This window comes from Nocardioides jensenii JCM 1364 = NBRC 14755 (genome assembly GCF_001552535.1).
Taxonomy (GTDB): Bacteria; Actinomycetota; Actinomycetes; order Propionibacteriales; family Nocardioidaceae; genus Nocardioides; species Nocardioides jensenii.
In genome coordinates, this window is sequence record NZ_BCRJ01000037.1 from 1 (window position 1) to 24,504 (window position 24,504).

A 24,504-nucleotide genomic window follows, 5' to 3' on the forward strand; every position below is an offset into this window, starting at 1 on the left:
TTCGGGGTGACGGGACCACCGGATGGGTCCGGCCCACCCGGCGACGGCACCTGCGGACCGGCGCGGCGGCGCCAACCCAGGTCCGTAGGATGGCCCGCATCGCCATGAACCTGCCTCCAGCACCGGCCGCCACTGCATCCCGGGAGCGCAAACTCCTGCTTGCCGTCGACGCGCCCTCGCTGCTGCACCGCAACCACCACGCGCGGGCCGACACCGGTCTGGTCGATCGCGGTGGACGACCGGCCTGGGCCTTGCACGGCATGCTGCGTCAGATCATCGAGGCCATCGAGCAGTTCGCTCCGGATGCGGTGATCTTCGGCATCGACGACCGCCGGTCCTCGGTGCGCGAGACGTTCTATCCGGAGTACAAGGCGGGCCGGGCACCCAAGGACGCAGACCTGGTCGACCAGCTCGAACGCGCCGGCGCCCTGCTCGACGCGCTCGGCATGGCCACCCTCACTCCTCCGGGCCTCGAGGCCGACGATGTCAACGCCTCGGCGGCGACGTGGGCCCGGCACAACGACTGGAACTGCGTGATCGTGACCAGCGATCGCGACTCGTTCGCCCACATCAGCGAGCACACGCAGGTGCTGCGGCTGATCAACGGCGGCATGGCCAACTCGCCGCTGCTCAACCCGTCCCGGCTCCGCGCCCTCTACGGCGTGGACGCCACGAACTACCTGGACTTCGCAGCCCTGCGCGGCGACGCCAGCGACAACCTGCCCGGCGTACCGGGCATCGGTGAGAAGACCGCGCCGATCCTGCTCGAGCAGATGGGCTCGATGGCCGCGGTCTGGGCCGACATCGACCACTGCGGTGGCGAGACGCTGGTGGCCGCACTCGACTCGTGGGCCGCTGAGAACGGCGTACGCCGACTCGGCACGACGTTGCTGAAGCGGCTGACCGCGCCCGGCGCCCGGGAACGCTACGAGTTCAACGTGAAGCTGATGGGCGGTCGCGACGACCTCGACCTGGGTCTGACACCCGACGTGCCGGGCACCCCCGGGCTGCTGCCGCTCGAGGTCGACCGGGTGGTCCGGGTTCTCGGACACCTCAACGTGCCGGCAACCACGACGATGGCAATGCGCGTGCTGACCGGGGCTCCCGCGTCAACCGCCGCTCACTGGGACTAGCCCGGCCTCCAGGCGACTCGTCGCGCCCCGGACGACGCAAAACCGGAGGCCGCACGGGGCTCCGTCTGCCACACTTTGGCGGTGCTGCTGACCATCACTGCCGACCAGTCCGAGTCTCTCGGCGACGCCAGCGACCTCGGACACCTGCTGCACAAGCACCCTGAGCGGGTGCAGCAGTTCGACGTCTTCGGCGGCAGCGCCACCGTCTTCTATCCCGAGGTCACACCGGAGCGCTGCTCGGTCGCGCTCGTCCTCGAGATCGACCCGATCGGCCTGGTCCGCGGCCGTTCGAGGAACCGGGAGGGATTCTCGCTCGCGCAGTACGTCAACGACCGGCCGTACGCCGCCACGTCCCTGCTCGCGGTCGCCCTGGGCAAGGTCTTCCGCACGGCACTGGGCGCCCGTTGTGACGCGCGACCCGAGCTCGTGGAGGCTGCGCTGCCACTGACCGTCGAGATGCCGGCTGTCCCCGGTGGCGCGACCCTCGTGGAGCAGCTGTTCGCGCCGCTCGGCTGGACCGTCGACGCCCGGCCGGTGCCCCTCGACCCGACGATACCGGCCTGGGGCGACTCGACGTACTCCCAGGTGCGGCTGACCGGAACGCTGCCGCTGCACGCCGCACTCAACCACCTCTACGTGCTGATCCCGGTGCTCGACAACGGCAAGCACTACTGGGTCGGGCCCGACGAGGTCGAGAAGCTGGTCCGCGCCGGGTCCGGTTGGCTCGGGTCCCATCCCCAGCGTGAGCTGATCAGCCGTCGCTACCTGGCCCACCAGCGCGGCATGGTCGATGAAGCACGCACCCGGTTGGCGGAACTCGACGACTCCCCCACCGGGGCGACCGAGGACGGCGAGTTCCCAGCACCGGCGCGGCCTCTCGTGGCACAGCGTCACGACGCCGTGCTGGAGCAGGTGGAGCGCGCCCGCCCGGCCAGCGTGGTCGACCTCGGCTGCGGCCAGGGTGCGCTGCTCCGCCGCCTGTTGACCATGCAGGGCGTGCAGCGGGTGGTCGGCACCGAGGTGAGTGACCATGCGCTCACAGTGGCCGCCAAACGGCTTCACGTCGACGGTATGACCGAGCGGCAGGCCGACCGGCTCGACCTGTGGCTGTCCTCCCTGCAGTACCAGGATGACCGGCTGAGAGGGACCGGCGCGAAGGGCTTCGACGTCGCCGTCCTGATGGAGGTCATCGAGCACATCGATGCGTCCCGCCTGCCTGCAGTGTCGGGAAACATCTTCGGATTCATGGCTCCGCGGGTCGTCGTCGTGACCACCCCGAACGCCGAGCACAACGTTCTCTATCCGCAGCTCGCGGCGGGAGCGATGCGCCACCCGGACCACCGTTTCGAATGGACTCGCCAGGAGTTCGCGACCTGGTGCTCCGGCGTCGGCGAGCGTCACGACTACACGGTGGAGATCCTCCCGATCGGCTCCGTCGATCCCGATCACGGGGCCCCCACCCAGATGGCGGTCTTCACTCGGACGGACGGTGCCGCATGACCACGCTGCAGATTCCCCAGGTCTCCCTGGTCGTATTGGTCGGCACCAGTGGTTCAGGCAAGTCCACCTTCGCCGGCAAGCACTTCCTGCCCACCGAGGTGGTCTCCTCCGACCACTGCCGAGGGCTGGTCTCCGACGACGACAACGACCAGTCCGCCACCAAGGACGCCTTCGACCTGCTCCACTACATCGTCGGCAAGCGGCTGCAGCGCGGGCTGCTCACCGTCGTCGACGCGACGAACGTGCAGCCGATGGCCCGGCGTGCCCTCGTCGCCCTGGCCAAGGAGTACGACGTGCTGCCGACGGCCGTCGTACTCGATCCGCCGCAGGCGGTGAGCGTCGAGCGCAACGCACTGCGACCCGACCGTGACTTCGGCGCCTCCGTCGTACGCCGGCAGCACGACCAGCTCCGGCGATCGCTCAAGGGACTGCGTCGCGAGGGCTTCCGCAACGTGCACGTGCTGGGCTCCGTCGAGGAGATCGAGGCGGCCAGGTTCGAACGCACCCGGCTGCACAACGACCTGCGCCACGAGACCGGACCGTTCGACGTGATCGGCGATGTCCACGGTTGCCGCGAGGAGCTCGAGACCCTGCTCCAGCGGCTCGGCCACGACCTGGTGCGCGACACCCACGGTCGCAGTGTCGACGCCGAGCACCCCGAGGGCAGGCGGGTGATCTTCGTGGGCGACCTCGTCGACCGTGGCCCCGACTCCCCCGGCGTGCTCCGGCTGGCGATGGGCATGGTCGAGGCCGGTCACGCCCTCTGCGTCTCGGGGAACCACGAGGCCAAGCTGGCTCGCGTCCTGGGCGGCAAGAAGGTCACCGTCAGCCACGGCCTCCAGGAGACGCTGGACCAGCTGGACAACGAGTCCGACGAGTTCCGCCGACGCGCCACCGCGTTCGTCGACGGCCTGATCGCCCACTACGTGCTCGACGACGGGCGGCTCGTCGTCGCCCACGCCGGACTCAAGGAGAGCTACCACGGCCGGGCCTCCGGACGGGTGCGCGCGTTCGCGCTGTACGGCGACACGAGTGGCGAGACCGACGAGTTCGGCCTGCCGGTGCGCTACCCGTGGGCCGACGACTATCGCGGAACCGCGACGGTGCTCTACGGTCACACGCCGGTGCCGGAGCCGGAGTGGGTCAACAACACGATGTGCCTCGACACGGGCTGCGTGTTCGGCGGCTCGTTGACCGCGCTGCGCTACCCCGAGCGCGAGGTCGTGCAGGTGCCGGCCGCCGAGACGTACTACGAGCCCGTGCGCCCGTTGGCTCCTCCGGCGCGCGATCCCGACGTGCTGAACCTGGACGACGTGCTCGGCCCGCGGATCATCGAGACCGAGCACCTCGGCCGGGTCTCCCTGCGGGAGGAGAGCGCGGCCGGTGCGATCGAGGTGATGAGCCGGTTCGCGATCGACCCGGCCCGGCTGGTCTACCTGCCCCCGACGATGTCGCCGTGTGACACCTCGCCGTCCGAGGAGCACCTCGAGCACCCCGTCGAGGCGTTCGCTCACTTCAGGAAGGTCGGCGTCACGCAGGTGATCTGCGAGGAGAAGCACATGGGCTCCCGCGCAGTCATCTCGGTCGACCGGGAGGCAGGTGGGGTGATCCACACCCGCACCGGGCGGGCGTTCTTCGACGACGACGTCTCCGCGCGGTTGCTGGCCAACATTGCCGAATCCCTCACCAGCATTGGGATCTGGGACGAGTTGAACACCGACTGGATCCTTCTCGATGCCGAGATCATGCCGTGGTCGGCGAAGGCAGGTGACCTGATCCGCGACCAGTACGCCGCGGTGGGTGCTGCCGCGCGTGCTGCACTGCCGGCGACGATGTCGGTTCTCGAGACCGCCGGCGCACGTGGCCTCGACCTCGCCGAGCTCACGGCACGCACGGGTCGTCGTACGACCGATGCGGAGGCGTACGTCGCGGCCTACCGTCACTACGTGTGGGACGTCGATGGTGTGGACGGCATCCGGATCGCTCCGTTCCAGGTGCTCGCCACCGACGGGTCGACGTACGAGGAGCGCGATCACCTGTGGCACCTGGGTGTCGCCGATCGCCTTGTCACACAGGCACCTGCGCTCTTCGCACCCACTCGACGACTGGTCGTCGAGGTCGACGACGCGACCTCGGTCGAGGCGGGGGCGGCGTGGTGGAGCGACCTGACCGAGGCCGGCGGCGAGGGCATGGTGGTCAAGCCGCTTCGTAATCTGACGCGTGGCCCGAAGGGGCTCGTGCAGCCGGGAGTCAAGGTCCGCGGGCGGGAGTACCTGCGCATCATCTACGGCCCCGACTACACGACGCCGGCGAACCTGAGCCGGCTGCGCAATCGCAATCTCGGCCACAAGCGGTCGATGGCACTGCGCGAGTACGCCCTCGGGCTGGAGGCGCTGCGCCGGGTCGCCGGCGGTGAGCCGACGTGGCGGGTGCACGAGTGCGTCTTCGCGATTCTCGCGATGGAGTCCGAGCCGGTCGACCCTCGGCTCTGAGCGTTGGAGCGGGCCTCTGAGGTCAGGAGTTGCTGAAGACCGCCGGGCCACCGTTGCCGTCGGGTCCGCGGTTCGCCCACGTCCAGGCGTAGGCCTCGTCCTCGACGGCCAGGCCTCCCTCACCGAGCTCGAGCGGGGCGAACGTGTCGACCATGACCGCGGACTCGTCGAAGAACTCCGCGCCCAACGACGCCTCGATCGCTGACGGTTGCGGGCCGTGGGCGTAGCCGCCCGGGTGCAGCGAGATGGAGCCGAGGTTGATGCCGGAGCCCTTGCGGGCCTCGTAGTCGCCGCCGACGTAGAACATGACCTCGTCGGAGTCGACGTTGGAGTGGTAGTAGGGCACCGGCACCGAGAGCTCGTGGTAGTCGACCTTGCGGGGCAGGAAGTTGCAGACGACGAAGTTGTGTCCCTCGAAGACCTGGTGCACCGGCGGCGGCTGGTGGATCTTGCCGGTGATCGGCATGAAGTCGTCGATGTTGAACGTGTAGGGGTAGAGGCAGCCGTCCCAGCCGACCACGTCGAAGGGGTGGGTCGCGTAGCGCATGCGGGTGCCGACGACCTTGCCGCCGACCCGGTGCTTGACCAGCACGTCGACGTCCGTCTCGTCGCCGGCCTCCTGCAGCTGGGTGGGCCCGTGCAGGTCGCGTTCGCAGTACGGCGCGTGCTCGAGGAGCTGGCCGTAGCGGGAGAGATAGCGCTTGGGCGGCGCGATGTGGCTGTTGGCCTCGATCGCGTAGAGCCGGCTGCTCTGGTTGGGCACCCAGCGGTGCGTGGTTGCGCGCGGGATGACGACATAGTCGCCCGAGCGGTAGTGCAGGGGCCCGAAGATGGTCTCGACGACGCCGCCGCCGGACTCGACGTAGACGCACTCGTCGCCGATCGCGTTGCGGTAGTACGCCGAGGGGTCCTCGCCGGTGACGACGTACGAGATCCGCACGTCGCTGTTGCCCAGGACGAGTCGTCGGCCGGTGACCGCGTCGGCCGTCTCGCCGGCCACGAACAGCGTGTGCAGGCGCAGGTGGCGCGCCTTCAGGGGGTGGTTCGGCGTGGTGGTCTGGTCGGGCAGCTCCCAGATCTGGGAGTCGACCAGAGCCGAGGGCACACCACGGTGGTAGAGCAACGAGGAGTCGGAGCTGAAGCCCTCTTCGCCCATGAGCTCCTCGTAGTAGAGCTTGCCCTCGGCGTCGCGGTGCTGGGTGTGGCGCTTCGGCGGGATGTCGCCCAGTGCGCGGTAGTAAGCCATCTTCGCTCCGACTGGTTCGATATGAGGACGCCAATCTGCTGCATCGTCCGTTATCCAGCATCCCGCGCGGGTTTTGTGGTGTCAACCGCCCTGATGCGAGTTTGTCCACGGGCAGGAAATGCGGGGTTCCGCAGGCTGCGCAGGCTGCGCGGACTGCCGGTGGCACTCTCGGGAAGGACGCCACATGATCGCTTCGACCACACGCCGACTGATCGCGCTGCTCTGGCTGGTCCTGCTCGCCGCGGGCTGCGGCGACGACACGACCCAGACCAGCACCTCACCGGGCGTGACAACTGAGCCCGGCTCAGGCGAGACAGCCGGGTCAGCCGGTCCAACTACGCTTGCGCACCTCGACCTGGCTCCCCCCCGCGATGACCGTCAGCGGCGCGAGTTTGGTCGGATCCCATTCGGCGTTCCACGCGGCGGTGTCATAGAACACCGTGTAGCCGGGCAACATCGTCGTGCTCGACTCAGTCACCGGTCGTTGGCCGCCCTCGCCACGGATCACCACCTTGACGTCGCCGGGGACGGCACCGAACAGGCGGTACCTCGACCCGGTCGGCAACTTGTCTCCGCCGTACAGGTCGATGCCGTCGGGTTCCTCGACGGACTTCGGGCTCAGCGCCGCGACCCACTGCAGGATGCGGTCCCCGTCACGCACTCCGCTGGCGACGTACGTCGACTCCACCGCCTTGCCCGTCTTCGGTCCGATGAACACCCGATGTGCGGCGTACAAGATCTCCTGGTGCCCGCCGATCTCACCGAGCACGATCGGGTCACCGACCACCTCGCCGTCCTCCCAGGCGCCGATCAGGTTGTCCCCATTCGGAAGTGACAGCTCTCCCCTCTTCGGGAAGCGATCGGTGGTGGTCGCGGTGGCGGTCTGACTCGGCGTGATCGACGTGGGGACGGGACCGGTCGGGTCGGGCGTCGCGTCGTCGTTGGCCCCCACCAACGAAGGGATCGTGAAGGCACCGACGACGACAAGGCACGCGCCCACAGCCCCGGTCGCGACCTTGAGCCGCTGGGTGCGAGCGGCCCGCGATCGTGCGACGGCTCCCCACCCGGTTGCGTCGGGCGCCTCCGGGGCAGAGCCCGACAGCCGTCGGGTCAGGTCGTTCTCAGTGTCGTTCATGGCACCTCCTGGATGGTCAGCAATGGTGAGTTCCGCAGGGTGCGGATGCCTCTCGACGCCTGGCTCTTGACCGTGCCGACGCTCACCGCCATCCGGTCCGCGACCTCACGCTCGGTCAGGCCTTCGAAGTAGCGCAGCACCAGCACGGTGCGTTGCCCGCGCGGAAGCTCGGCGAGCGCGCGCATCAGGTCGGGGTCGGGAGGGGCGTCGCCGGGTACGACGACGTCCACGCCCGCATCGGAGTCGGGGACTTCACCGTTCCACTTGCGACGCCACCACGAGGTGTACGTGTTGACCATGACGCGGCGTACGTAGCCCTCGAAGTTGTCGACCTTCTCGAATTTCGGCCACGACTTGGCCAGCGCGGTCTGCACGAGATCTTCGGCGCGATACCGATCCCCCGTCAGCATCCACGCGGAACGCCACAGCGCAGGACCGCGCGCGGTCACGAACGCATCGAAGGCCTCGGCCGGGTCAGGCTGCGTGCCGCTCATCTCGACCCCCAGGTTGTTGGACTCACACCCAGATGAGTGCCCGGCTCCACGAAAAGGTTGTCACGTGTTGAATGGTGCACATGCTCGACCTCGTCGCGGACTGCCGCAACTGCGCTGGCCTCTGCTGTGTCGCACTGCCGTTCACCCGGTCCGCCGACTTCGCTTTCAGCAAGGACGGCGGCGAGCCCTGTCCCAATCTCGCCCCCGACTTCGGCTGCGGAGTCCATGACCGACTGCGCCCGTTGGGCATGATCGGCTGCACGACCTACGACTGCTTCGGCGCCGGCCAGGCCGTCACGCAAGGGCTGTACGACGGGCGCGACTGGCGCAGTGACCCCGCACGGGCCAGCGAGATGTTCGAGGTCTTCGGCAGCGTCCGTCGGCTGCACGAGATGCTCTTCTATCTCACCGATGCCCGCGACGAGCTGATCCGCACCGCAGCCGAGGACAACCTCCTCGAGCGGATCTCCTCGTTGGTGGCCACCACCGAGTCGCTCACGCTCACCACGCCGTACGACGTCCTCGGTGTCGACGTCGATGCGCATCGTCTCGAGGTCGGCCCGTTGCTGCGAGAGGCGAGCGTCGCCCTCCGCGCGCACCTGGAACAAGGTGTTGACGTGGACCGGGTTCGCCGCGACGACCTGGCCGGTCAGGGTCTCTCCGATCTCGACCTGCGAGCCGCCGATCTGCGCGGGAAGCTGCTGATCGGCGCCGATCTTCACGACGCCGACCTGCGAGGCGCGGACCTGCTGGGCGCGGATCTTCGCGGCTGCGACGTGCGTGGCGCCGACCTGAGAAACGCGCTCTTCCTGACCCAGATGCAGGTGAACGCGGCCACCGGCGACGGCGCGACGCGCATCAACCCGACCCTGACCCGCCCCTCGCACTGGGCCTGACACAAGCCGCGATCAGCGACCCGTGCCGACGAGCCGGTGCGGACGAGCCGGCGCGAACGAGCGGCGCGAACGAGCCCGCGTCAGCGAGCCAGAAGCACCAAGCCGGACAGGGCGACCAGCCAGCTGGCGAAGCTGCCGACGAGGAAGTACTCGGTGAGCTGGTGGATGCGCACCTGCTCCTTGCGGGACGCACAGTTCGGGGAAACGCAGCAGCCCCTTGGCCGCGACGACGATGCTCGCCGCGGTGATCTGGCCGGCCAGGCCGAGGGCGAGGATGAACACCCGCTCCATCGGGCCGAGCAGGCGCCCGCCCTTGAGCTGCACCTCCGGATCGGTGGGGCCACCGTGCTTGGCGGGGTTGAGGGTGTCGGTGACCGCGAGCACCAGGCGGACCAGCACATTGCCCGTGCTCAGCTGCACTCCGAGGACACCGAGGAGCAGCAACGCCCGGTCGGCCTCCATCTCACGGAGCAGCGGAAGGCGCACGTCGTCCAGCCAGCGTTGCAGCGGGCCGCCAGCCTCCCCGGCCTGCCCGGACAGCAGGATCGCGATGACGACCGCGGAGCCGAGGACGAGGAGCGGCACGGCTGGTTGATCGCGCCCGAAGCCGCGCGTGACCGTGCGGCCCCAGGCGATCACGACTGCCCCGATCGCCACGAGCGCGATCAGGTCGAGCCCACCGGTCAGACCGGCGACCAGCCCGAGCACGATCACCACGGCCGCTCCGACGCATTCGGGCAGCCAGGCACGCGGGCGGATCGAGAACGTCAGATCGGTGAGCGCGACACCGATCAGCAGCATCGCGAGCCAGCTCACACGATTCCTCTCAGCTGTTCGTCGATCGCGACCACCAGCGCGATCCCGTCATTGCGGACCCGCTGGGAGACTGCCGAGGGAGAGACGCCCTCGCCCTCGGCGACCTCGCGCTGGGTCCGTCCCGACAGCAGACCACGAAGCACCGACAATGACCTCGCCGACATCGCGCCCACCAGTCCGTCGCGGCCGAGCAGTGCGGCATTGATGGCGAGAACATCCGGCCGCACAGCGTCGTCCGCCGTGTCGATGGCCGTGCGCACTCGGCTCAACGCTGCCCGGTCGGCGTCGGCCGCCACCCGCACGATCGCGCTCCGAGCGGCCCACCAGCCGGGCCCGTCCTCCACCCGTGGCGACGTGGCGAGGACGGTGGTCGTCCCCCACCCGAGGCCGTGCCGCACGTCGAGGTCGGGCAGCAGTGCCAGTCGCAGCCGGAGTGTCGCCGCCAGGGCGTCGCCGAGCTTGGCGAAGGTGGCCTGGTACTCATCGCCCGCCGTGATCCACAGCGGCCCTGCCGGCGACAGCTTCGCGTTGACCTCCGCCAAGGCGGCCTCGAGCCGTGCGTGCACACCCGCGCGGTCGTCGGGGATCCGGGAACCGACCACGTCTCCGATCAGCGTGACGACGGGCTGCTGCTTCATTCCTGCCATATGAAGATCATACCTTCTTATTGGCAATTTTCAGCTTATGGCTTCACTGTCAGTTGAGGGTGCGCATGGTCGCCGGCACCCCACCTCCGGCGTGAACGGCCTCGACCAGCTCCTGCAGGGCAGTGAGCGCCACCCGCTGTGACATCGGCCCGTAGGACACCCGCGCCACCCCGAGCTCCTCGAGCCGGGCCAGCGGCGGGATGCCGGGGATGCCGATCAGGGTGAGCCGTTGCGGACCGAGCGCCTCGACCAGCGCGGAGACCTGGGCCTCGTCGAGGCGCCCCGGCACGAAGACGACCGGCGCACCCGCATCGAGGTAGGCCCGTCCCCGAGCGATCGCGTCGGCGAGCACGTCGGCCGGATCCCGGTCGCCGGCCTTCACGAACGCGTCCGTGCGGGCGTTGAGCACGAAGTCGATGCCCTCGTCGGAGGCGACCTTCATGATCGCCTCGACGTTGGCCGCCGCCTCGGTCAGCGGACGCATCTGGTCTTCGAGGTTGGCGCCGACGACACCGACCCCGATCGCCTTGCGGATCGTGCCGGCCGGGTCGCCGTACCCGCCCTCGAGGTCGGCGGAGACCGGGAGCGAGGTCGCGGCGACGATGCGCCGGCACTCCTCGATCATCTCGTCGACGGGGATGTTCTCGCCGTCCTCGTATCCGCGTGAGGCCGCGATCGAGTGACTGGCCGTGGCGAGCGCGGTCGTGCCCGCGACGCCGGCCACGGCCTTGGCGCTGATCACGTCCCACACGTTCACGACGGTGAGCAGCTGGGTGTCCTGGTGGAGGCGCAGGAGTTCGGCGCCACGGTCCTTGATGGAGGAATCGGTCATAACGGCGACGCTACTCCGCCGCCCCCGGGGCGTCTCCGGGTCGACACAGGCGAATCCCTGATGCGCTCGGGCCCACGATCCAGCAGGCTGGTCCCATGAAGGCATCTCGGGCACGCTGGGCCATCACCTGCCTGGCCATCCTCGGCACGCTCCCCTACATCACCCTCAAGCTGATGTGGCTGGGCGGCAGCCGCGTCGGCCTCAACGATCCGGACTTCGGCACGAGCCCGGTCATGGTCGCCGCCAACACGATGACCATGGCCATGGACGCCGTCGCGATCCTGCTGGCGCTCGCGTTCGTCACCGCCTGGGGCAGGCGGCTGACTCCGTGGCTGGTGCTGTTCCCGATGTGGGTGGGCACCGGGCTGCTCGCGCCGATCCTGGTGATCGTGCCCCTGCAGCTGGTCTTCGGCACGTCGTCCTCGGGCGGCTCGTCCAACCCGGGAGGAACCTCGCCGATCGCCGACTGGGTCTATGCCATGGTCTACGGCGGCTTCATGTGGCAGGGCGTGTTCCTGCTGCTCGGCTTCGCGCTCTACGCCCACCACCGCTGGGGGTCGGCGCTCGGTTGGCATCGACCTTTCACCGGGCGGTCGCCGGGCCCGGATGCTCCCGTCCTCCTCACCATGGCGCTCGTGGCTGCCGGCGGTCTGGCCCTGGTCACCCACGTCTGGGGCGACTTCCACCCGCCGACGGTCAACGTCATCGGCGACGGTCTGCTGGTGCTCGCCGCCCTCGTCGGACTCGCCCTGGTCTCGGGCCGGCTGCCCCGTCACACGGTCGGACGTTGGCCCGACCGGACCCCCGGGTGGGTCGGCGTGACCCTGCTCTGGCTGGGCTCCGGGGCCATGGCGGCGTGGGGGCTCTACCTGACTGTCGTGCTGCTGGTGCCCAACGACTTCAACGGCGGCGGCACCCTGACCTGGACGGACCCGGCCGCCGAGGTGCTCCGAGTCATCGCCGGAGGCACCGCGGCAGCGGCCGGGTCACGCATGGTGCAGCAGAGGCTCAGTCTGGCGCCACTGCAGGGCGTCGTAGCCAGCGTCAGGTCTCAGTGACCGCCCCCGTCCACGGGTGTCGGCAGCGGTCTCCGATGCGGTGATCGGCTCGGCCAGCTTCTTGATCACCGTCTCGACGCGGCCCCGGCGCCGAGCAGGACGGTGGCGCCGACAGCCGGCACGAGGGCCAGACGGGCAAGGGTGCGAGAGAGCTTCACGTTGTTTCCTTCGTTCGTGGCGGGGCAGTTGGCGTGGAGGGGGCGGAGTCGACGAAGCGGGACAGCGCGGGAACCCGGCGGATCAGCAGGTGGTCGAGAGCCAGCACCACCAGCAGGGACAGCCCGAAGAACGGCAGCGCCAGGCCGAGTACGACGACCGCGACCAGCAGGAACGGCGAGGCCCTGAGCGGCAGCCGTCCACGCGGGGCACCGACCGAACCGCCGGGGCGTCGGCGCCACCACATCAGAGGCCCGGTGATGCACGAGGCGATGATCGCCAGGCACATCAGCGTCGATCCCCAGAACGACCACAACCCGAGGCTGCGGCCTTCGTGGAGCCCGATCCCCTGCGCGACCACCTTGGCCAGCGCCGGGTAGTCGTCGTACCCGTAGGTCGACTCGACCTCGCCGCCGAAGCGTCCGACGTGCACGGTCCTCTCGTCCGACGGGACGTCGAACGCATAGCCGATCACGGAGAACACGCCGTCGGACGATGACGGCAGGGCGACGGTCATCGGGTGCCGCAGCCCCTGCTCGTCGGCGATCTCGAGTGCGGTGTCGATGTTGGCCCGGCTCGAGCCCGAGTGTCCGCCGGACCTGGGCACCTCGGTCTTTCCGCTGCCCCACGGCACCTCCTGCGCGTGCGAGTGCGGCAGCGACTCGTCGAGGGTGGAGGTGGGGTCGGAGACGGCGCCCGGGTCCAGGCTCCACATCGAGGTGCCCCGGTCGGTGGCCAGCTCCTGGATCTTGGCGCCCATGAACCCGGTCCAGGGCAGCCCGGAGGCCAGCAGGAGCAGCAGCCCCACCCCGGCGACCAGGCCGACCTGCCCGTGCCGCGAACGCAGGGAGTGTGGTCGGCGGCGTCGCGCCGCCCGGCCCTTCCAGTAGAGGTAGTAGCCGGTCAGCCCCATCACGAACGCCCAGCAGGCGCCGAGCTCGATCAGCCGATCACCCCACGTGCCGACCATCAGGTCGCGGTGCAGGCGGACGGCGTACCCGCTCAAGGTGGTGTCCGGGTTGATCTCCCCGAGCACCTCCGCACCCCACGGGTTCACGTAGACGTCGCGGGCCTCGCCCGAGTCGGTGACGATGGAGAACCGCGTGCTGCGGCCCTCGTCCTCCGGTTCGGTCATCGAGATGATCGTGGCCTCGGGATAGGCCCGCTCCACCGCGGCTTCCTGGGCGGAGTAGGGCTGGGTGAAGTCCATGTCGGCCGGTTGCTCGACCTTCATCACCTCGGCATGCAGCAACGGCTCCAGCTGGAACCGGAACAGGTAGATCAGCCCGGTGCAGGCCAACATCAACAGGATCGGGGCGACCAGGAGGCTGGCGTAGAAGTGCCACCTCCAGAAGGCCCGGAACCAGCCGGGCGACGCAGCGCGCGCGGATCTGCCCCGACCGGGGGGATCCTTCTCGGGGCGCGCTGCAGGTGGATCGATCTGCAGGGTCATGTCTCTCCTCAGGGACACGTGCGCACGCCGCGCCCACCCGCCGGCGTACGTCGTACGAGGGCGCGGGAACGCGGGTGCGCGGGAACGGCGCATCCGCCGAGCCACAAGGGAGTGGGCATCGGAGGTGCGCAGGGTCAGGTCAGGCCGGGAGGAGAGCCGGCGGACCGCGGCGTTCGACGCTGCGCGCCAACGCCGTCAGATGAGGCGGGCTCGTGCGGGCGAAGGCCGCAGGGAGGGCGGGGGGCGGGGCAGGCAGGCCCAGGCCGGCGAGCAACGCCCGCAGGGACGGTACGACGACCGCGACGGCCAGCGCGAGCAGTGTCCAGAGGGCGTGCTCACCCACGGCCAGCCACAGCCCGACCACTGCGGCGGCGGCCAGGTGCAGCAGCATCATCGGGGCGTGGGCACCGGTCAGGTCGCTGACCAGGTGCCCGAGTGCGTGGGGCAGGGCGAAGTCGGACTGCACCTGCGGGCGGGAGGCGGCGTACTGCTCCATCGGCGACCCGGCCCCGACCAGGGTGTCGGGGCGCACGGGTGCCACCGGAGCCGTCGTCGCGGCACTGGCCGCGTCACCGGCGTGCCCGGCGGTCATCGTGAGCAGCGCGTGCACCACGGTCTGCCCGCCGACGGTGAGCGCCACGATGCGCCGTGTGGTGGCCGGCCGGGAGAGGAACCAGCTCAGCCCCAGGGCACACCCGAGGTAGAGCGCAACCAAGGTCGGCACGGAGGGCAGAAGTCCGTCGGCCGCGACGTGCGCGACGACGCCTGTGCTCATCACCACGAGAGCGAGCACGGTGGCGCGCATCCGCCGCAGCAGCGGCCCCGCGGTCCCGTTCACGCCGGCCATCCTTCCAGATCCAGCCCGCGAGCACCCGATCGGTGCGTGAGCAGGGTCAGCAGGTCGGTGGGGGCGCGAGCTCGCGCTGCACCGTCTTCAGCTTGTAGACGCGGGTGCGGCAGGCGTCGTAGACGATCTCGTAGCGCTTCTCGATGACCGGGTCGATCCGTCCTTGCGGGTCCAGGCCCCACTCGTGGATGGAGAACACCTGGACCAGCCAGGTCGGGGCGTCGTCGGAGCCGAGGAGCGCGGTGAGCTGCTCGAGGTCCGGGTCGAGCACGCGCACGGGCAGGCTCCACAGCTGCTCGTAGGGTGAGCGCAGGCCCGTGGCCAGCTGGGCGTCGGGCCGACCGAAGAGCGTCGTGGCGGTGTCACCGGGCTCGGCGGAGTCGGCCACGAAGCCGCCGATCCGCAGCGCCCGGGTGGAGCCCGACGAGCCGACGTCGTTGGCCTGGCTCGGCGTCACCACCAGCGCGCAGCCGACCAGGTAGGCGGCCACCGGGAGCACCAGCAGGCGACGCCAGTTCCGGAGGATCCAACGACCCCGACCCGCGGTCGGGAGGCCGGGGTTCGGAGGCGTGGTGGCCGGCGACGGCGCGGCGCCGGCCAACCCGGTGGCCAGGGCCAGCCCCGGAGCCAGCCCGAGCAGGTAGTGCGACCAGAAGTTGCCGCCGACCACGATGCCGACGACCTCGATGAGGATCACCACGCCCACGGCCCAGCTCACCGCACTGCCCCGCAGCCGGCACAGCAGCGCGACCACCACGAGCACGATCAGCATCGGGATGATCCCGGCGACCCATGCGTTGTCGATGATCGCCTCGGTGCGGTTCTCGATGCCGGTGCGGTAGCCGGCGCGGATCACCCGGGACGCGTCGCCCCGGAAGCTGACCGCGGCCAGCCACAACCCCGCCGCCCCGGCGCCCGTGGTCAACGCATACGCCACCATGGCGAGGATGCCGACGACGATGCCGGCCACGCCCGCCGCGAGCCGTCGTACGACGTCCGCCCAGGAGCGCTCACCGCGGAGGCCGGAGACCACCAGCAGCACGAACGCGAAGGCCAGGCCGTCGAAGAAGTTCTGTTTCACCGCCATCGCCAGGAAGCCGGTCAGACCTGCGACGGCCGACCACAGCAGGGCGCGCCCACCGACGTGACGTTGGGCGACGACGGTGCAGAGGATGCCGCCGATGACGAACGGGATCGCGAAGGCCTCACCGTTGGCGACCTGGGCGCCGACCTCGGGGGTGATCGAGAACGCGGCGGCGACCGCGACTGCCCACCCCGCGGCGCCGCCGAGGCGACGGACCACGACATAGGTCATCACCACGAAGGCCACGAAGAACAGGGCCACCAGCCAGCGGATCGCCTCGACGGTCCCGAGCACGGCCGCCACGGTGAACAACCAGATCAGCAGGGGCGGCCGGTCCACCCAGTAGTGACCGTAGATGCCGTCCCCTCCGTGATGCAGGAGGTCGTCGGCGACCATGAAGAATCCGGACTCGTCGGGTGAGATCGGCCAGTCGTAGAGGGTGATCCGACCGGCGAGCACGACCAGCAGCGACACCCACAGCGGCCAGTGCCGTAGCAGTGCTCCGGCCGCCCTGGGGCGTGGATGATCATCGGTCGACGCATGCGCGTCTCGTTCTGGTGCGACCGCGCTCGCGCTCACGTGCTCTCCCCCGTCAGGCCGATTCCGACCACCTGTGTCAGCTTCGCATCGTAGCCGTCCGGCCGGTGCGCCCGCTGGCATGGCACGCCGAGCGGTCCCGGGCGCCGCAGACCCCGGGCTACCCCCAGAAGATCCGCTCGACCACACCACGCGCCCGGCGCGTGGTCCGCAGGTAGTCGTTGACCATGGCGTCGGACTCGCCCGCCGAATACCCGAGCACCGCGGCCACCGCGGAGCGCTCACGCGGGTCGCGCGGGACCTGGTCGGAGGACTTGCCGCGCACCAGGGTGACCGCGTTGCGCATCGAGCTGACCAGACGCCACGCCGCGTTGAGCGCCTCGGAGTCGTCGGCGTCGAGCAGGCCGGCCTCGGTGGTGGCCCGCAACGCGTCGAGGGTCCGTGGGGTCTGCAGGCTGGGGTGCTGCCCGGCGTGCAGCATCTGGAGCAGCTGCACGGTCCACTCGATGTCGGCCAACCCACCGCGCCCCAGCTTGAGGTGGGTGTTGGGGTCGGCCCCGCGAGGCAGTCGTTCGTCGTCGACTCGAGCCTTGATCCGGCGCACCTCGATCACCCCCTCGGTGTCGAGACCGGCGACCGGGAACCGCAGCGGGTTGATCAGCTCGGTGAAGCGGTCGCGCAGACCCTGGTCGCCGACGACCGCGTCGGCCCGCAGCAGTGCCTGGAACTCCCACACCTGCGACCACTTCGCGTAGTAGCCGGCGTAGGACTCCAAGGTCCGCACCAGCGGCCCCTGCTTGCCCTCGGGGCGCAACCCGGCGTCGATCTCGAGCGGAGGGTCGGAGGCCGGCGCGGCCAGCATGTCGCGCAGCTCGTTGGCCACGGCCTGGGCGTACGACGCCGCGGCCTGCGGCTCCACCCCGGGCGCGGCCTCATGCACGAACATCACGTCGGCGTCGCTGCCGTAGGACAGCTCGAAGCCGCCGTAGCGGCCCATTCCGATCACCGCCAGCACGCTCGCGGGAGCGTCGAGGCCCTTCTTCCGCATCACCGACCGGTGGGCCGCCGAGAGTGTCGCCTCGAGGGTGGCGTCGGTCAGGTTGGAGAGCCCTGCACCGACCGCCACCACGTCGAGGACCCCGACCAGCTCACCCGCCGCGATCCGCAGCAGCTCGCGGCGCCGGATCGCCCGGATCGCCAACCCGGCCTGGCTCGGGTCGTCCTTGCGGCCGGCGGAGGCGAGCATCTCGGTGGTCAGCGCCTCCGCACCCAGCGGGGTGAGATCGGTGCCGAGCAGCTTGACGCCGGTGGGTTCGCGCTCGAGCAGGTCGGTGGCATAGCGGGAGGTGGCCAGCAGGCCGGCCAGCCGCTGGGCGACCTCGCCCTCGTCGCGCAGGGTGGAGAGATACCAGTGGGTGGAGCCCAACGCCTCACTGATCCGGCGGAACCCGAAGAGTCCGGCGTCGGGGTCGGGTGCGTCCGCGAACCACTCGAGCATGGCCGGCAACAGGGTGCGCTGGATGGAGGCGGTGCGAGAGACCCCGTTGGTGAGGTAGTCGAGATGACGCAGCGCGGCCTTCGGGTCGAGATAGCCCAACGCGGACAGGCGTTGCTGGGCAGCGTCGGTGGAGAGCCGGATCTCCTCACCGGGGATGCGTGCCACCGCGCTGAGCAGCGGCCGGTAGAACAGCTTCTCGTGCAGGCGGCGCACCTCACGCCGGTGATGACGCCACTCCTTGTCGAGCTGTTTCACCGGGTCACGCAGGTAGCCGATCGACCGACCAAGTCGGCGCAGCGAATCCTCGTCATCGGGCAGCACGTGGGTACGGCGCAGCTGGTGCAGCTGGATGCGGTGCTCGAGCTTGCGCAGGAACGCGTAGGCCTCGTGCATGGACTGCCCGTCCTCGCGGCCGACGTACCCACCACGGGTCAGCTGGGCCAGGGCGCTCAGGGTGGCCTTGGCCCGCACCGCCTCGTTCGTGCGACCGTGCACCATCTGCAACAGCTGGACGGCGAACTCGACGTCGCGCAGACCGCCCGAGCCGAGCTTGAGCTGGCGTTCGGCCTCGTGGCTCGGGATGTGGTCGAGCACGCGGCGGCGCATCGCCTGCACGTCGGTGACGAACCCGTCGCGGCTGGCCGCGGACCACACCATCGGCGCGATCATCTGCATGTAGTCGGCCCCCAGGTCGAGGTCGCCGGCGACCGGTCGGGCCTTGAGCAGCGCCTGGAACTCCCAGGTCTTGGCCCAGCGTTCGTAGTAGCCCTGGTGGCTGGCCAGCGTGCGCACGAGTGGCCCGGACTTGCCCTCGGGACGCAGGTTCGCGTCGACCGGCCAGATGGTGCCCTCGCCGGTGTGGTCGGAGCAGACCTGGATCATCTGCGAGGCGAGCTGGGTCGCGGCCCGGTTCGCGGTGTTCTCGTCGGCGCCCTCCACCGGTTCGAAGACGAAGATCACGTCGACGTCGCTGACGTAGTTGAGCTCATGTCCGCCGCACTTGCCCATCGCGATCACCGACAGGCGGGCGGTCTCGGCGGACTCGCCGACCCGGGCCCGCGCGATCGCCAGCGCGGCATCCAGGGTGCCGGCGGCCAGGTCGGAGAGCTCGGCCGCGATGTCGTCGACGCCGACCCCGTGGGCCAGGTCCCGGGCAGCCATCCGCAGCAGCACCCGGCGGTACTCCACGCGCAGCGCGTCGACGGCCTCGGTGTCGTCCGTGGTCGAGACCGGGTGCTCATCGGCCGGGTCGGCTCCCACCGCGCGGATCAGTGACTCGCGTACGGCGTACGCGGCCGGGCGGGTGGTGCCCAGCGTCGGGTCGGTGAGCTCGCGCCAATGGTGGGGGTGGCGCAGCAGGTGGTCGGCGAGGGCAGAGCTGGCACCGAGCACACAGAGCAGCCGCATCGCGGTGCCCTCGTCGTCGACCAGCTCCTGGAGGAAGACCTCGCGGGTGTCGTCAGTGCCTTGCTCGACGGACTCGCGCTCGACGACCTCGGCCAGGTCGACCAACGCGTCGAGCGCGGCGTCGGGATCGGCGGTCTGGTTGAGAATCGCCAGCAACGGTGGGCCCTGCGTCCCCAGTTCGACGAGTCGTGCCGCCGAGGTCTCGGGGTCGGTGAAGCCCAGGCGGATCAGCTCACCACGCCCGACCGGACGCCCGCTCATGCGCTCGACCCGTCGTGAGTTCGGACCGACCCGTCGTGAGTTCGGACCGACCCGTCGTGAGTTCGGGCCGAATCACGCCGGGTCTGCCGCTCGTGAGCCAGTCCCGCGAACCGCTGGGCCATCGGTCGCCAGGCGACATCGAGCTCGACCCGCGCCGCCGCGATCTCCGCGATCAGGGCGGCCTGATCGAGCCCGCGCAGAGCATGGGCCTCCCGGTCGCCGTCGGCCCAGGCAGCAACGATGCGCTCGTCGGCCTCGGGGTGCAGCTGCACGCCCCAGGCGGTGTCGGCGAACCGCACGACCTGCACCTCGTCGTCGGGAGTGGCCGCCAGCAGCACGGCCCCGTCGGGCAGCTCCGAGACGACGTCGTTGTTCCACTGGATGCCCCGCAGCCCCGGCGTCGGTGGGAAGACCGGGTCGTCGCCGCCCGGGGAGTCTCGCCAGCCGACCGGCAGCAGGCCGACCTGCTGGCCACGTGGGTTCACCCCGACGGTCCCGCCCAACGCGCTGGCGATCAGCTGGTGGCCCAGGCAGATGCCGAGGGTCGGCAACCCAGTGGCCACGGCCCGGCGGATCAGCTGCTTCAACGGGCCGAGCCACGCATGCGTCTCGTCGTCATCGGCACCCATCGAGCCACCCAGCACCACGAGGCCGTCGTACGTCGTGAGGTCAGGCAGCGACTCGTCGGCGTACGGGCGGCACACCTCGACCCGGGCACCGGCCCCGGTCAGCCAGTCACCGAGGTGAGCGGGTGGACACGTGGCCTCGTGCTCGACGACGAGGATCACTGGATCGGTCATGGCCGGGTCGCTCACCGTGGCTGCTTCAGATCACCGGCAGCATCTGGTCGCGTTCCCAGGCCGAGACCTGGCCGCGGTAGGCCTCCCACTCGGACCGCTTGTTGCGCAGGAAGTAGTCGTAGACGTGCTCGCCGAGCGTCTCGGCGAGCAGCTCGGAGTTCTCCGCAACCTTGATCGCCTCGGCCAGCGTCTTGGGCAGCGGGTCCATGCCCAGGGCGGTGCGCTCGCGGTCGTTGAGCGACCACACGTCGTCCTCGGCCTCGCGGGGCAGCTCGTAGTCCTCCTCGATGCCCTTCATGCCAGCGGCCAGGATCACCGCGAAGGCCAGGTAGGGGTTGCAGGCGGCGTCGACGGTGCGCAGCTCGATGCGCGTGGACTGCCCCTTGTCGGGCTTGTACATCGGCACCCGCACCATCGCCGAGCGGTTGTTGTGGCCCCAGGTGATGTAGGACGGGGCCTCACCGCCACCGATCAGGCGCTTGTAGCTGTTGACCCACTGGTTGGTGACACAGGTGATCTCGCTCGCGTGACGCAGCACCCCGGCGATGAACTGTCGACCGGTCTTGCTGAGCTGGTATTCGGCGCCCGCCTCGAAGAAGGCGTTGCGGTCGCCCTCGAACAGTGAGACGTGGGTGTGCATGCCCGAGCCCGGGTGCGTGGTGAACGGCTTGGGCATGAAGGTCGCCCAGATGCCCTGGCCCAGTGCCACCTCGCGCACCACGGTGCGGAAGGTCATGATGTTGTCGGCGGTGCTCAGCGCGTCGGCGTAGCGCAGGTCGATCTCCTGCTGACCGGGGCCGCCCTCGTGGTGGCTGAACTCCACCGAGATCCCCATCGACTCGAGCATCGTGATCGCCTCGCGCCGGAAGTCGGAGCCGTGCGACTGCGCGGTGTGGTCGAAGTAGCCGCTGCGGTCGACCGGGACCGGGTCATCGCCGGAGTTCGGGGTGTCCTTGAAGAGGTAGAACTCGATCTCGGGGTGGGTGTAGAACGTGAAGCCCTTCTCGGCCGCGGCGCTGAGCGTGCGCTTCAGCACGTAGCGCGGGTCGGCGTACGACGGGCTGCCGTCAGGCATCCGGATGTCGCAGAACATGCGCGCCGTCGAGGGACCTTCGCCTCGCCACGGCAGAATCTGGAAGGTCGACGGATCGGGCATGGCGAGCATGTCGGCCTCGTAGACCCGGGCGAAGCCCTCGATCGCCGATCCGTCGAAGCCGATGCCCTCGCTGAACGCGCCCTCGAGCTCCGCCGGCGCGACCGCCACGGACTTGAGGAAACCGAGCACGTCGGTGAACCAGAGACGGACGAAGCGGACGTCGCGTTCTTCGAGTGCGCGGAGCACGAAGTCTTCTTGCTTACCCATGGGCCCAACTATGGACCATCGCCTGTTACACGCGTGTGACAGTCCGCATGAAGCGGCACAGCTCCGTGGATCGCAGTCACCAGGTGACTGCGATCCACGGTGCTGACGCCTATTGGGCCCGCCGGGCTCAAGAGCCGTCGCGGGGGACGTTCTCCAGCTCGGCCAGCCACGCGGTCGGCGACGCGTCGGACGGCATCCGCCAGTCACCACGCGGCGACATCGTGCCGCCCGCGGAGACCTTCGGGCCGTTCGGCAGGGCCGAGCGCTTGAACTGCGAGGCGAAGAACCGCGTGATGAACACCTCGAGCCACCTGCGCACCGTCGCCAGGTCGTACGACGAACGCCGGTCCTCGGGGAACCCGGGCGGCCACTCCCCCAGTGACGCGTCCTGCCAGGAATGCATCGCGAGAAAGGCGATCTTGCTGGGTCGTGCCCCACCGCGCAGCGTGTGGAAGAGCGAGAAGTCCTGCAGCGCATAGGGACCGACGGAATCCTCGGTGGCCTGCGGCTTCTTGCCTTCCTCGGTCGGGATCAGCTCGGGGGTGATCTCCTGCTCGAGGATCTCGCGGAGCACCTCGTTGATCTCGCCACTGGAGTCGTCGGACTCGAACTGACCCGAGTCGATCACCCAGCGGATCAGGTGCTGGATCAGCGTCTTCGGCACGCCGGAGTTGACCGTGTAGTGCGACATCTGGTCGCCCACGCCGTACGTGCACCAACCCAGCGCCAGCTCGGAGAGGTCGCCGGTGCCGAGCACGATGCCGCCGCGGTGGTTGGCCAACCGGAAGAGGTAGTCGGTGCGCAGGCCGGCCTGGACGTTCTCGAACGTGACGTCGTAGACCGACTCGCCGTCGGAGTAGGGGTGGTCGAGGTCGTCGAGCATCTGGGATGCGGCGGGCTTGATGTCGAGCACCTCGAAGGTGACGCCCAGAGACGTGGAGAGCCTGGTGGCGTAGGACTTCGTGGCGTCACCGGTGGCGAAGCCCGGCATCGTGAAGGCGTGGATGTCGGAGCGCGGCCGACCCAGGCGGTCCATCGCCTTGGCCGCGACGATCAGCGCATGGGTGGAGTCGAGCCCACCGGAGACTCCGATGATCACCTTCGGCTGCCACGAGTCACCGCCGATCGCGCGCAGCCGCTGCTCGAGCCCGGAGACCTGGATGTTGTAGGCCTCGTAGCAGTCCTGGGCCAGCCGGTCGGCGTCGTCGGGCACGAACGGGAAACGGTCGACCTTGCGGCGCAGGCCGATGTCGCCGGTCGGCGGCTCGAGGGTGAACTCCACCGTGCGGAAGGCTGCCACGCGACCGTCGTGGGTGCGCCGGTTGTCGTCGAACGTGCCCTGGCGCAGCCGGTCCTGACGGAGCCGGCCGAGGTCGACGTCCGCGACACTGCGACGCGCGCCCTCGGGGAACCGTTCGGTCTCCTCGAGCAGCTCGCCGAGCTCGTAGATCATCGTCTGGCCGTCCCAGCTGAGGTCGGTGGTCGACTCCCCCTCGCCGGCCGCCGCATAGAGGTACGCCGCCAGACAGCGTGCGCTGGCCGAGCGGACCAGCAGTCGCCGGTCCTCGGCGCGGGCCACGGTGATCGGTGACCCGGACAGGTTGGCCAGCACCGTGGCACCGGCCAGGGCGGCCTCGGCGCTGGGCGGCACCGGCACCCACATGTCCTCGCAGACCTCGACGTGGAGCTTGAGATCGGGCAGGTCGGAGGCGGCGAAGATCAGGTCGGGACCGAACGGCACCTCGACACCACCCAGGGTGATCCACGCGTCTCGACGGTCGTCACCGGGCGCGAAGTGACGGCGTTCGTAGAACTCGCGGTAGGTCGGCAGGTAGGACTTCGGGCTGACCCCGAGCACCGAGCCGCGGTGGATCACGACCGCGCAGTTGAGCACGCGGGTGCCGTGCAGCAGCGGGGCGCCGACCACGATCACCGGGAGCAGGTCCTGGGAGGCCTCGACGATGTCGTCGATCGCGACCAGCGTCGACTCCAGCAACGTGTCCTGCAGCAGCAGGTCGTCGATCGCGTAGCCGCTCAGGCACAGCTCGGGGAACAACGCGACCGCGACGCCCTCGTCGTGACACTCGGTCGCCTGGGCGATCACCGTCGCGGCGTTGGTCACCGGGTCCGCGATCGCGACGGGCATCGTGCAGGCGGCAACGCGGGCGAAGCCGTGGGCATAGGCCGAGTAGAAGTCCACGTCCGTGAGTCTATGGGCACGGGCCCCGGCCGGTGGCCGCGCGAGGTCCCGGCACGACGCCGGCCTCGTACGACCGCTGATGGCGCACGTCGACCAGTCGGAGGCCGACCCCCCGGACGGTGTCGATCTGCACGGGGCTGTCGATCTCGTGCAGCTTGCGGCGCAGTCGTTTGACCACGGACTGGACGTGCGAGCGATCGCCGAGGTGGTCGTTGCCCCACACCTGGTGTTGCAGGTCGGCGAAGGCCCGGACATGGCCGACCTCCTCGAGCAGGCAGCACAAGAGGTCGTGCTCGAGCGGCGACAGCCCGACCTCGCGGCCCCGCCAGGACGCCACCCGCCAGTCCGAGTCGATCTCGAGTCCACAACCGGGTGACGAGGCCACCGGCTGCACCTGTGGTGGCACCTGGGTCGGCAGGTGGGCGCGCACGGCCATGGCGGGGAGCGTCGGGTCGGGCTGGGACAGGTTGCTGAGCCCGGTGACTCCGGTGAGGATCTCCATGGCCTCGGCCCGCGAGGCCACCATCACGACCGCTGCCCGCGCTCCGATCGCCTCGGCGATGCGGAGGCGTTCCTCGATGGAGGACGCGATGGCGATCACGACGGCAGGCTGGGTGACCGGAACGGCTTGGGGCACGGCAGGAGACGG

The 24,504-nt window shown here is 70.0% G+C and carries 19 protein-coding genes; 5 read left to right on the top strand and 14 right to left on the bottom strand.

The window, feature by feature from the left end:
* The first annotated feature begins 104 nt into the window (after positions 1-104).
* From NJ4_RS09625 to NJ4_RS09635, 3 genes are all read left to right on the top strand, one after another.
* Positions 105-1,133 carry a 5'-3' exonuclease gene (locus tag NJ4_RS09625; RefSeq protein WP_082748340.1) on the top strand — a complete coding sequence of 343 codons (1,029 nt, stop codon included), beginning with the start codon at positions 105-107 and terminating at the stop codon, positions 1,131-1,133.
* 81 nt (positions 1,134-1,214) lie between these two features.
* A complete protein-coding gene (locus tag NJ4_RS09630; RefSeq protein ID WP_067433666.1) occupies positions 1,215-2,633 on the top strand; it encodes a 3' terminal RNA ribose 2'-O-methyltransferase Hen1 in 1,419 nt (472 codons plus the stop codon).
* Complete coding sequence (locus NJ4_RS09635) at positions 2,630-5,125, top strand: polynucleotide kinase-phosphatase (protein WP_067433669.1); 2,496 nt, start codon at positions 2,630-2,632, stop codon at positions 5,123-5,125. Before NJ4_RS09630 ends, NJ4_RS09635 begins: the two co-directional genes overlap by 4 nt.
* A gap of 22 nt (positions 5,126-5,147) precedes the next feature.
* Here the strand turns inward: NJ4_RS09635 and NJ4_RS09640 are convergent, their stop codons facing one another.
* The 3 genes from NJ4_RS09640 to NJ4_RS09650 form a co-directional block, all read right to left on the bottom strand.
* On the bottom strand, positions 5,148-6,371 hold the full coding sequence (locus tag NJ4_RS09640) for a homogentisate 1,2-dioxygenase (RefSeq protein WP_067433672.1): 1,224 nt from the start codon (positions 6,369-6,371) through the stop codon (positions 5,148-5,150).
* Positions 6,372-6,693: 322 nt separating this feature from the next.
* A complete protein-coding gene (locus NJ4_RS09645; protein ID WP_067433674.1) occupies positions 6,694-7,506 on the bottom strand; it encodes a hypothetical protein in 813 nt (270 codons plus the stop codon).
* Positions 7,503-8,000 (bottom strand): SigE family RNA polymerase sigma factor, encoded by a 498-nt coding sequence (locus tag NJ4_RS09650; RefSeq protein ID WP_067433677.1) that lies wholly within the window; start codon positions 7,998-8,000, stop codon positions 7,503-7,505. The genes NJ4_RS09645 and NJ4_RS09650 overlap by 4 nt, the downstream gene beginning before the upstream one ends.
* A gap of 80 nt (positions 8,001-8,080) precedes the next feature.
* Between NJ4_RS09650 and NJ4_RS09655 the strand changes: the two genes are divergently transcribed.
* Entirely contained in the window at positions 8,081-8,896 is an 816-nt protein-coding gene (locus NJ4_RS09655) for a pentapeptide repeat-containing protein (protein ID WP_082748346.1), read from the top strand.
* A 12-nt stretch (positions 8,897-8,908) separates the two neighbouring features.
* Here NJ4_RS09655 and NJ4_RS09660 read toward each other — a convergent pair whose 3' ends face one another.
* The 3 genes from NJ4_RS09660 to NJ4_RS09670 are packed head-to-tail and all read right to left on the bottom strand — an operon-like array spanning position 8,909 to position 11,191.
* Positions 8,909-9,712, bottom strand: coding sequence for a hypothetical protein (locus NJ4_RS09660; protein ID WP_067433686.1), 804 nt, complete (start codon positions 9,710-9,712; stop codon positions 8,909-8,911).
* Positions 9,709-10,359: a SatD family protein gene (locus tag NJ4_RS09665; protein WP_157551006.1), complete on the bottom strand. Its 651-nt coding sequence runs from the start codon at positions 10,357-10,359 to the stop codon at positions 9,709-9,711. The genes NJ4_RS09660 and NJ4_RS09665 overlap by 4 nt, the downstream gene beginning before the upstream one ends.
* Positions 10,360-10,408: 49 nt before the next feature.
* A complete protein-coding gene (locus NJ4_RS09670; RefSeq protein WP_067433692.1) occupies positions 10,409-11,191 on the bottom strand; it encodes an isocitrate lyase/PEP mutase family protein in 783 nt (260 codons plus the stop codon).
* Positions 11,192-11,286: 95 nt separating this feature from the next.
* Between NJ4_RS09670 and NJ4_RS09675 the strand changes: the two genes are divergently transcribed.
* Positions 11,287-12,249 carry a hypothetical protein gene (locus tag NJ4_RS09675; RefSeq protein WP_067433695.1) on the top strand — a complete coding sequence of 321 codons (963 nt, stop codon included), beginning with the start codon at positions 11,287-11,289 and terminating at the stop codon, positions 12,247-12,249.
* A gap of 154 nt (positions 12,250-12,403) precedes the next feature.
* Here the strand turns inward: NJ4_RS09675 and NJ4_RS09680 are convergent, their stop codons facing one another.
* The 8 genes from NJ4_RS09680 to NJ4_RS09715 form a co-directional block, all read right to left on the bottom strand.
* The gene (locus NJ4_RS09680; RefSeq protein WP_067433699.1) at positions 12,404-13,858 is read right to left on the bottom strand and encodes a PepSY-associated TM helix domain-containing protein; all 1,455 of its coding nucleotides are present in this window, start codon (positions 13,856-13,858) and stop codon (positions 12,404-12,406) included.
* 139 nt (positions 13,859-13,997) lie between these two features.
* Positions 13,998-14,696 (bottom strand): hypothetical protein, encoded by a 699-nt coding sequence (locus NJ4_RS09685; RefSeq protein ID WP_157551008.1) that lies wholly within the window; start codon positions 14,694-14,696, stop codon positions 13,998-14,000.
* 55 nt (positions 14,697-14,751) lie between these two features.
* The gene (locus NJ4_RS09690; RefSeq protein WP_157551010.1) at positions 14,752-16,368 is read right to left on the bottom strand and encodes an ArnT family glycosyltransferase; all 1,617 of its coding nucleotides are present in this window, start codon (positions 16,366-16,368) and stop codon (positions 14,752-14,754) included.
* 118 nt (positions 16,369-16,486) lie between these two features.
* Positions 16,487-19,492 (bottom strand): bifunctional [glutamine synthetase] adenylyltransferase/[glutamine synthetase]-adenylyl-L-tyrosine phosphorylase, encoded by a 3,006-nt coding sequence (locus NJ4_RS09695; RefSeq protein ID WP_067433709.1) that lies wholly within the window; start codon positions 19,490-19,492, stop codon positions 16,487-16,489.
* On the bottom strand, positions 19,489-20,292 hold the full coding sequence (locus tag NJ4_RS09700) for a type 1 glutamine amidotransferase (RefSeq protein WP_067433712.1): 804 nt from the start codon (positions 20,290-20,292) through the stop codon (positions 19,489-19,491). The genes NJ4_RS09695 and NJ4_RS09700 overlap by 4 nt, the downstream gene beginning before the upstream one ends.
* Before the next feature lie 25 nt (positions 20,293-20,317).
* Positions 20,318-21,655 carry a glutamine synthetase family protein gene (locus NJ4_RS09705; RefSeq protein WP_067433715.1) on the bottom strand — a complete coding sequence of 446 codons (1,338 nt, stop codon included), beginning with the start codon at positions 21,653-21,655 and terminating at the stop codon, positions 20,318-20,320.
* Positions 21,656-21,782: 127 nt separating this feature from the next.
* Positions 21,783-23,855 carry an NAD(+) synthase gene (locus NJ4_RS09710; RefSeq protein WP_067433719.1) on the bottom strand — a complete coding sequence of 691 codons (2,073 nt, stop codon included), beginning with the start codon at positions 23,853-23,855 and terminating at the stop codon, positions 21,783-21,785.
* Positions 23,856-23,865: 10 nt separating this feature from the next.
* The gene (locus NJ4_RS09715; protein ID WP_169799236.1) at positions 23,866-24,456 is read right to left on the bottom strand and encodes a winged helix-turn-helix domain-containing protein; all 591 of its coding nucleotides are present in this window, start codon (positions 24,454-24,456) and stop codon (positions 23,866-23,868) included.
* Between the last annotated feature and the right edge of the window lie 48 nt (positions 24,457-24,504).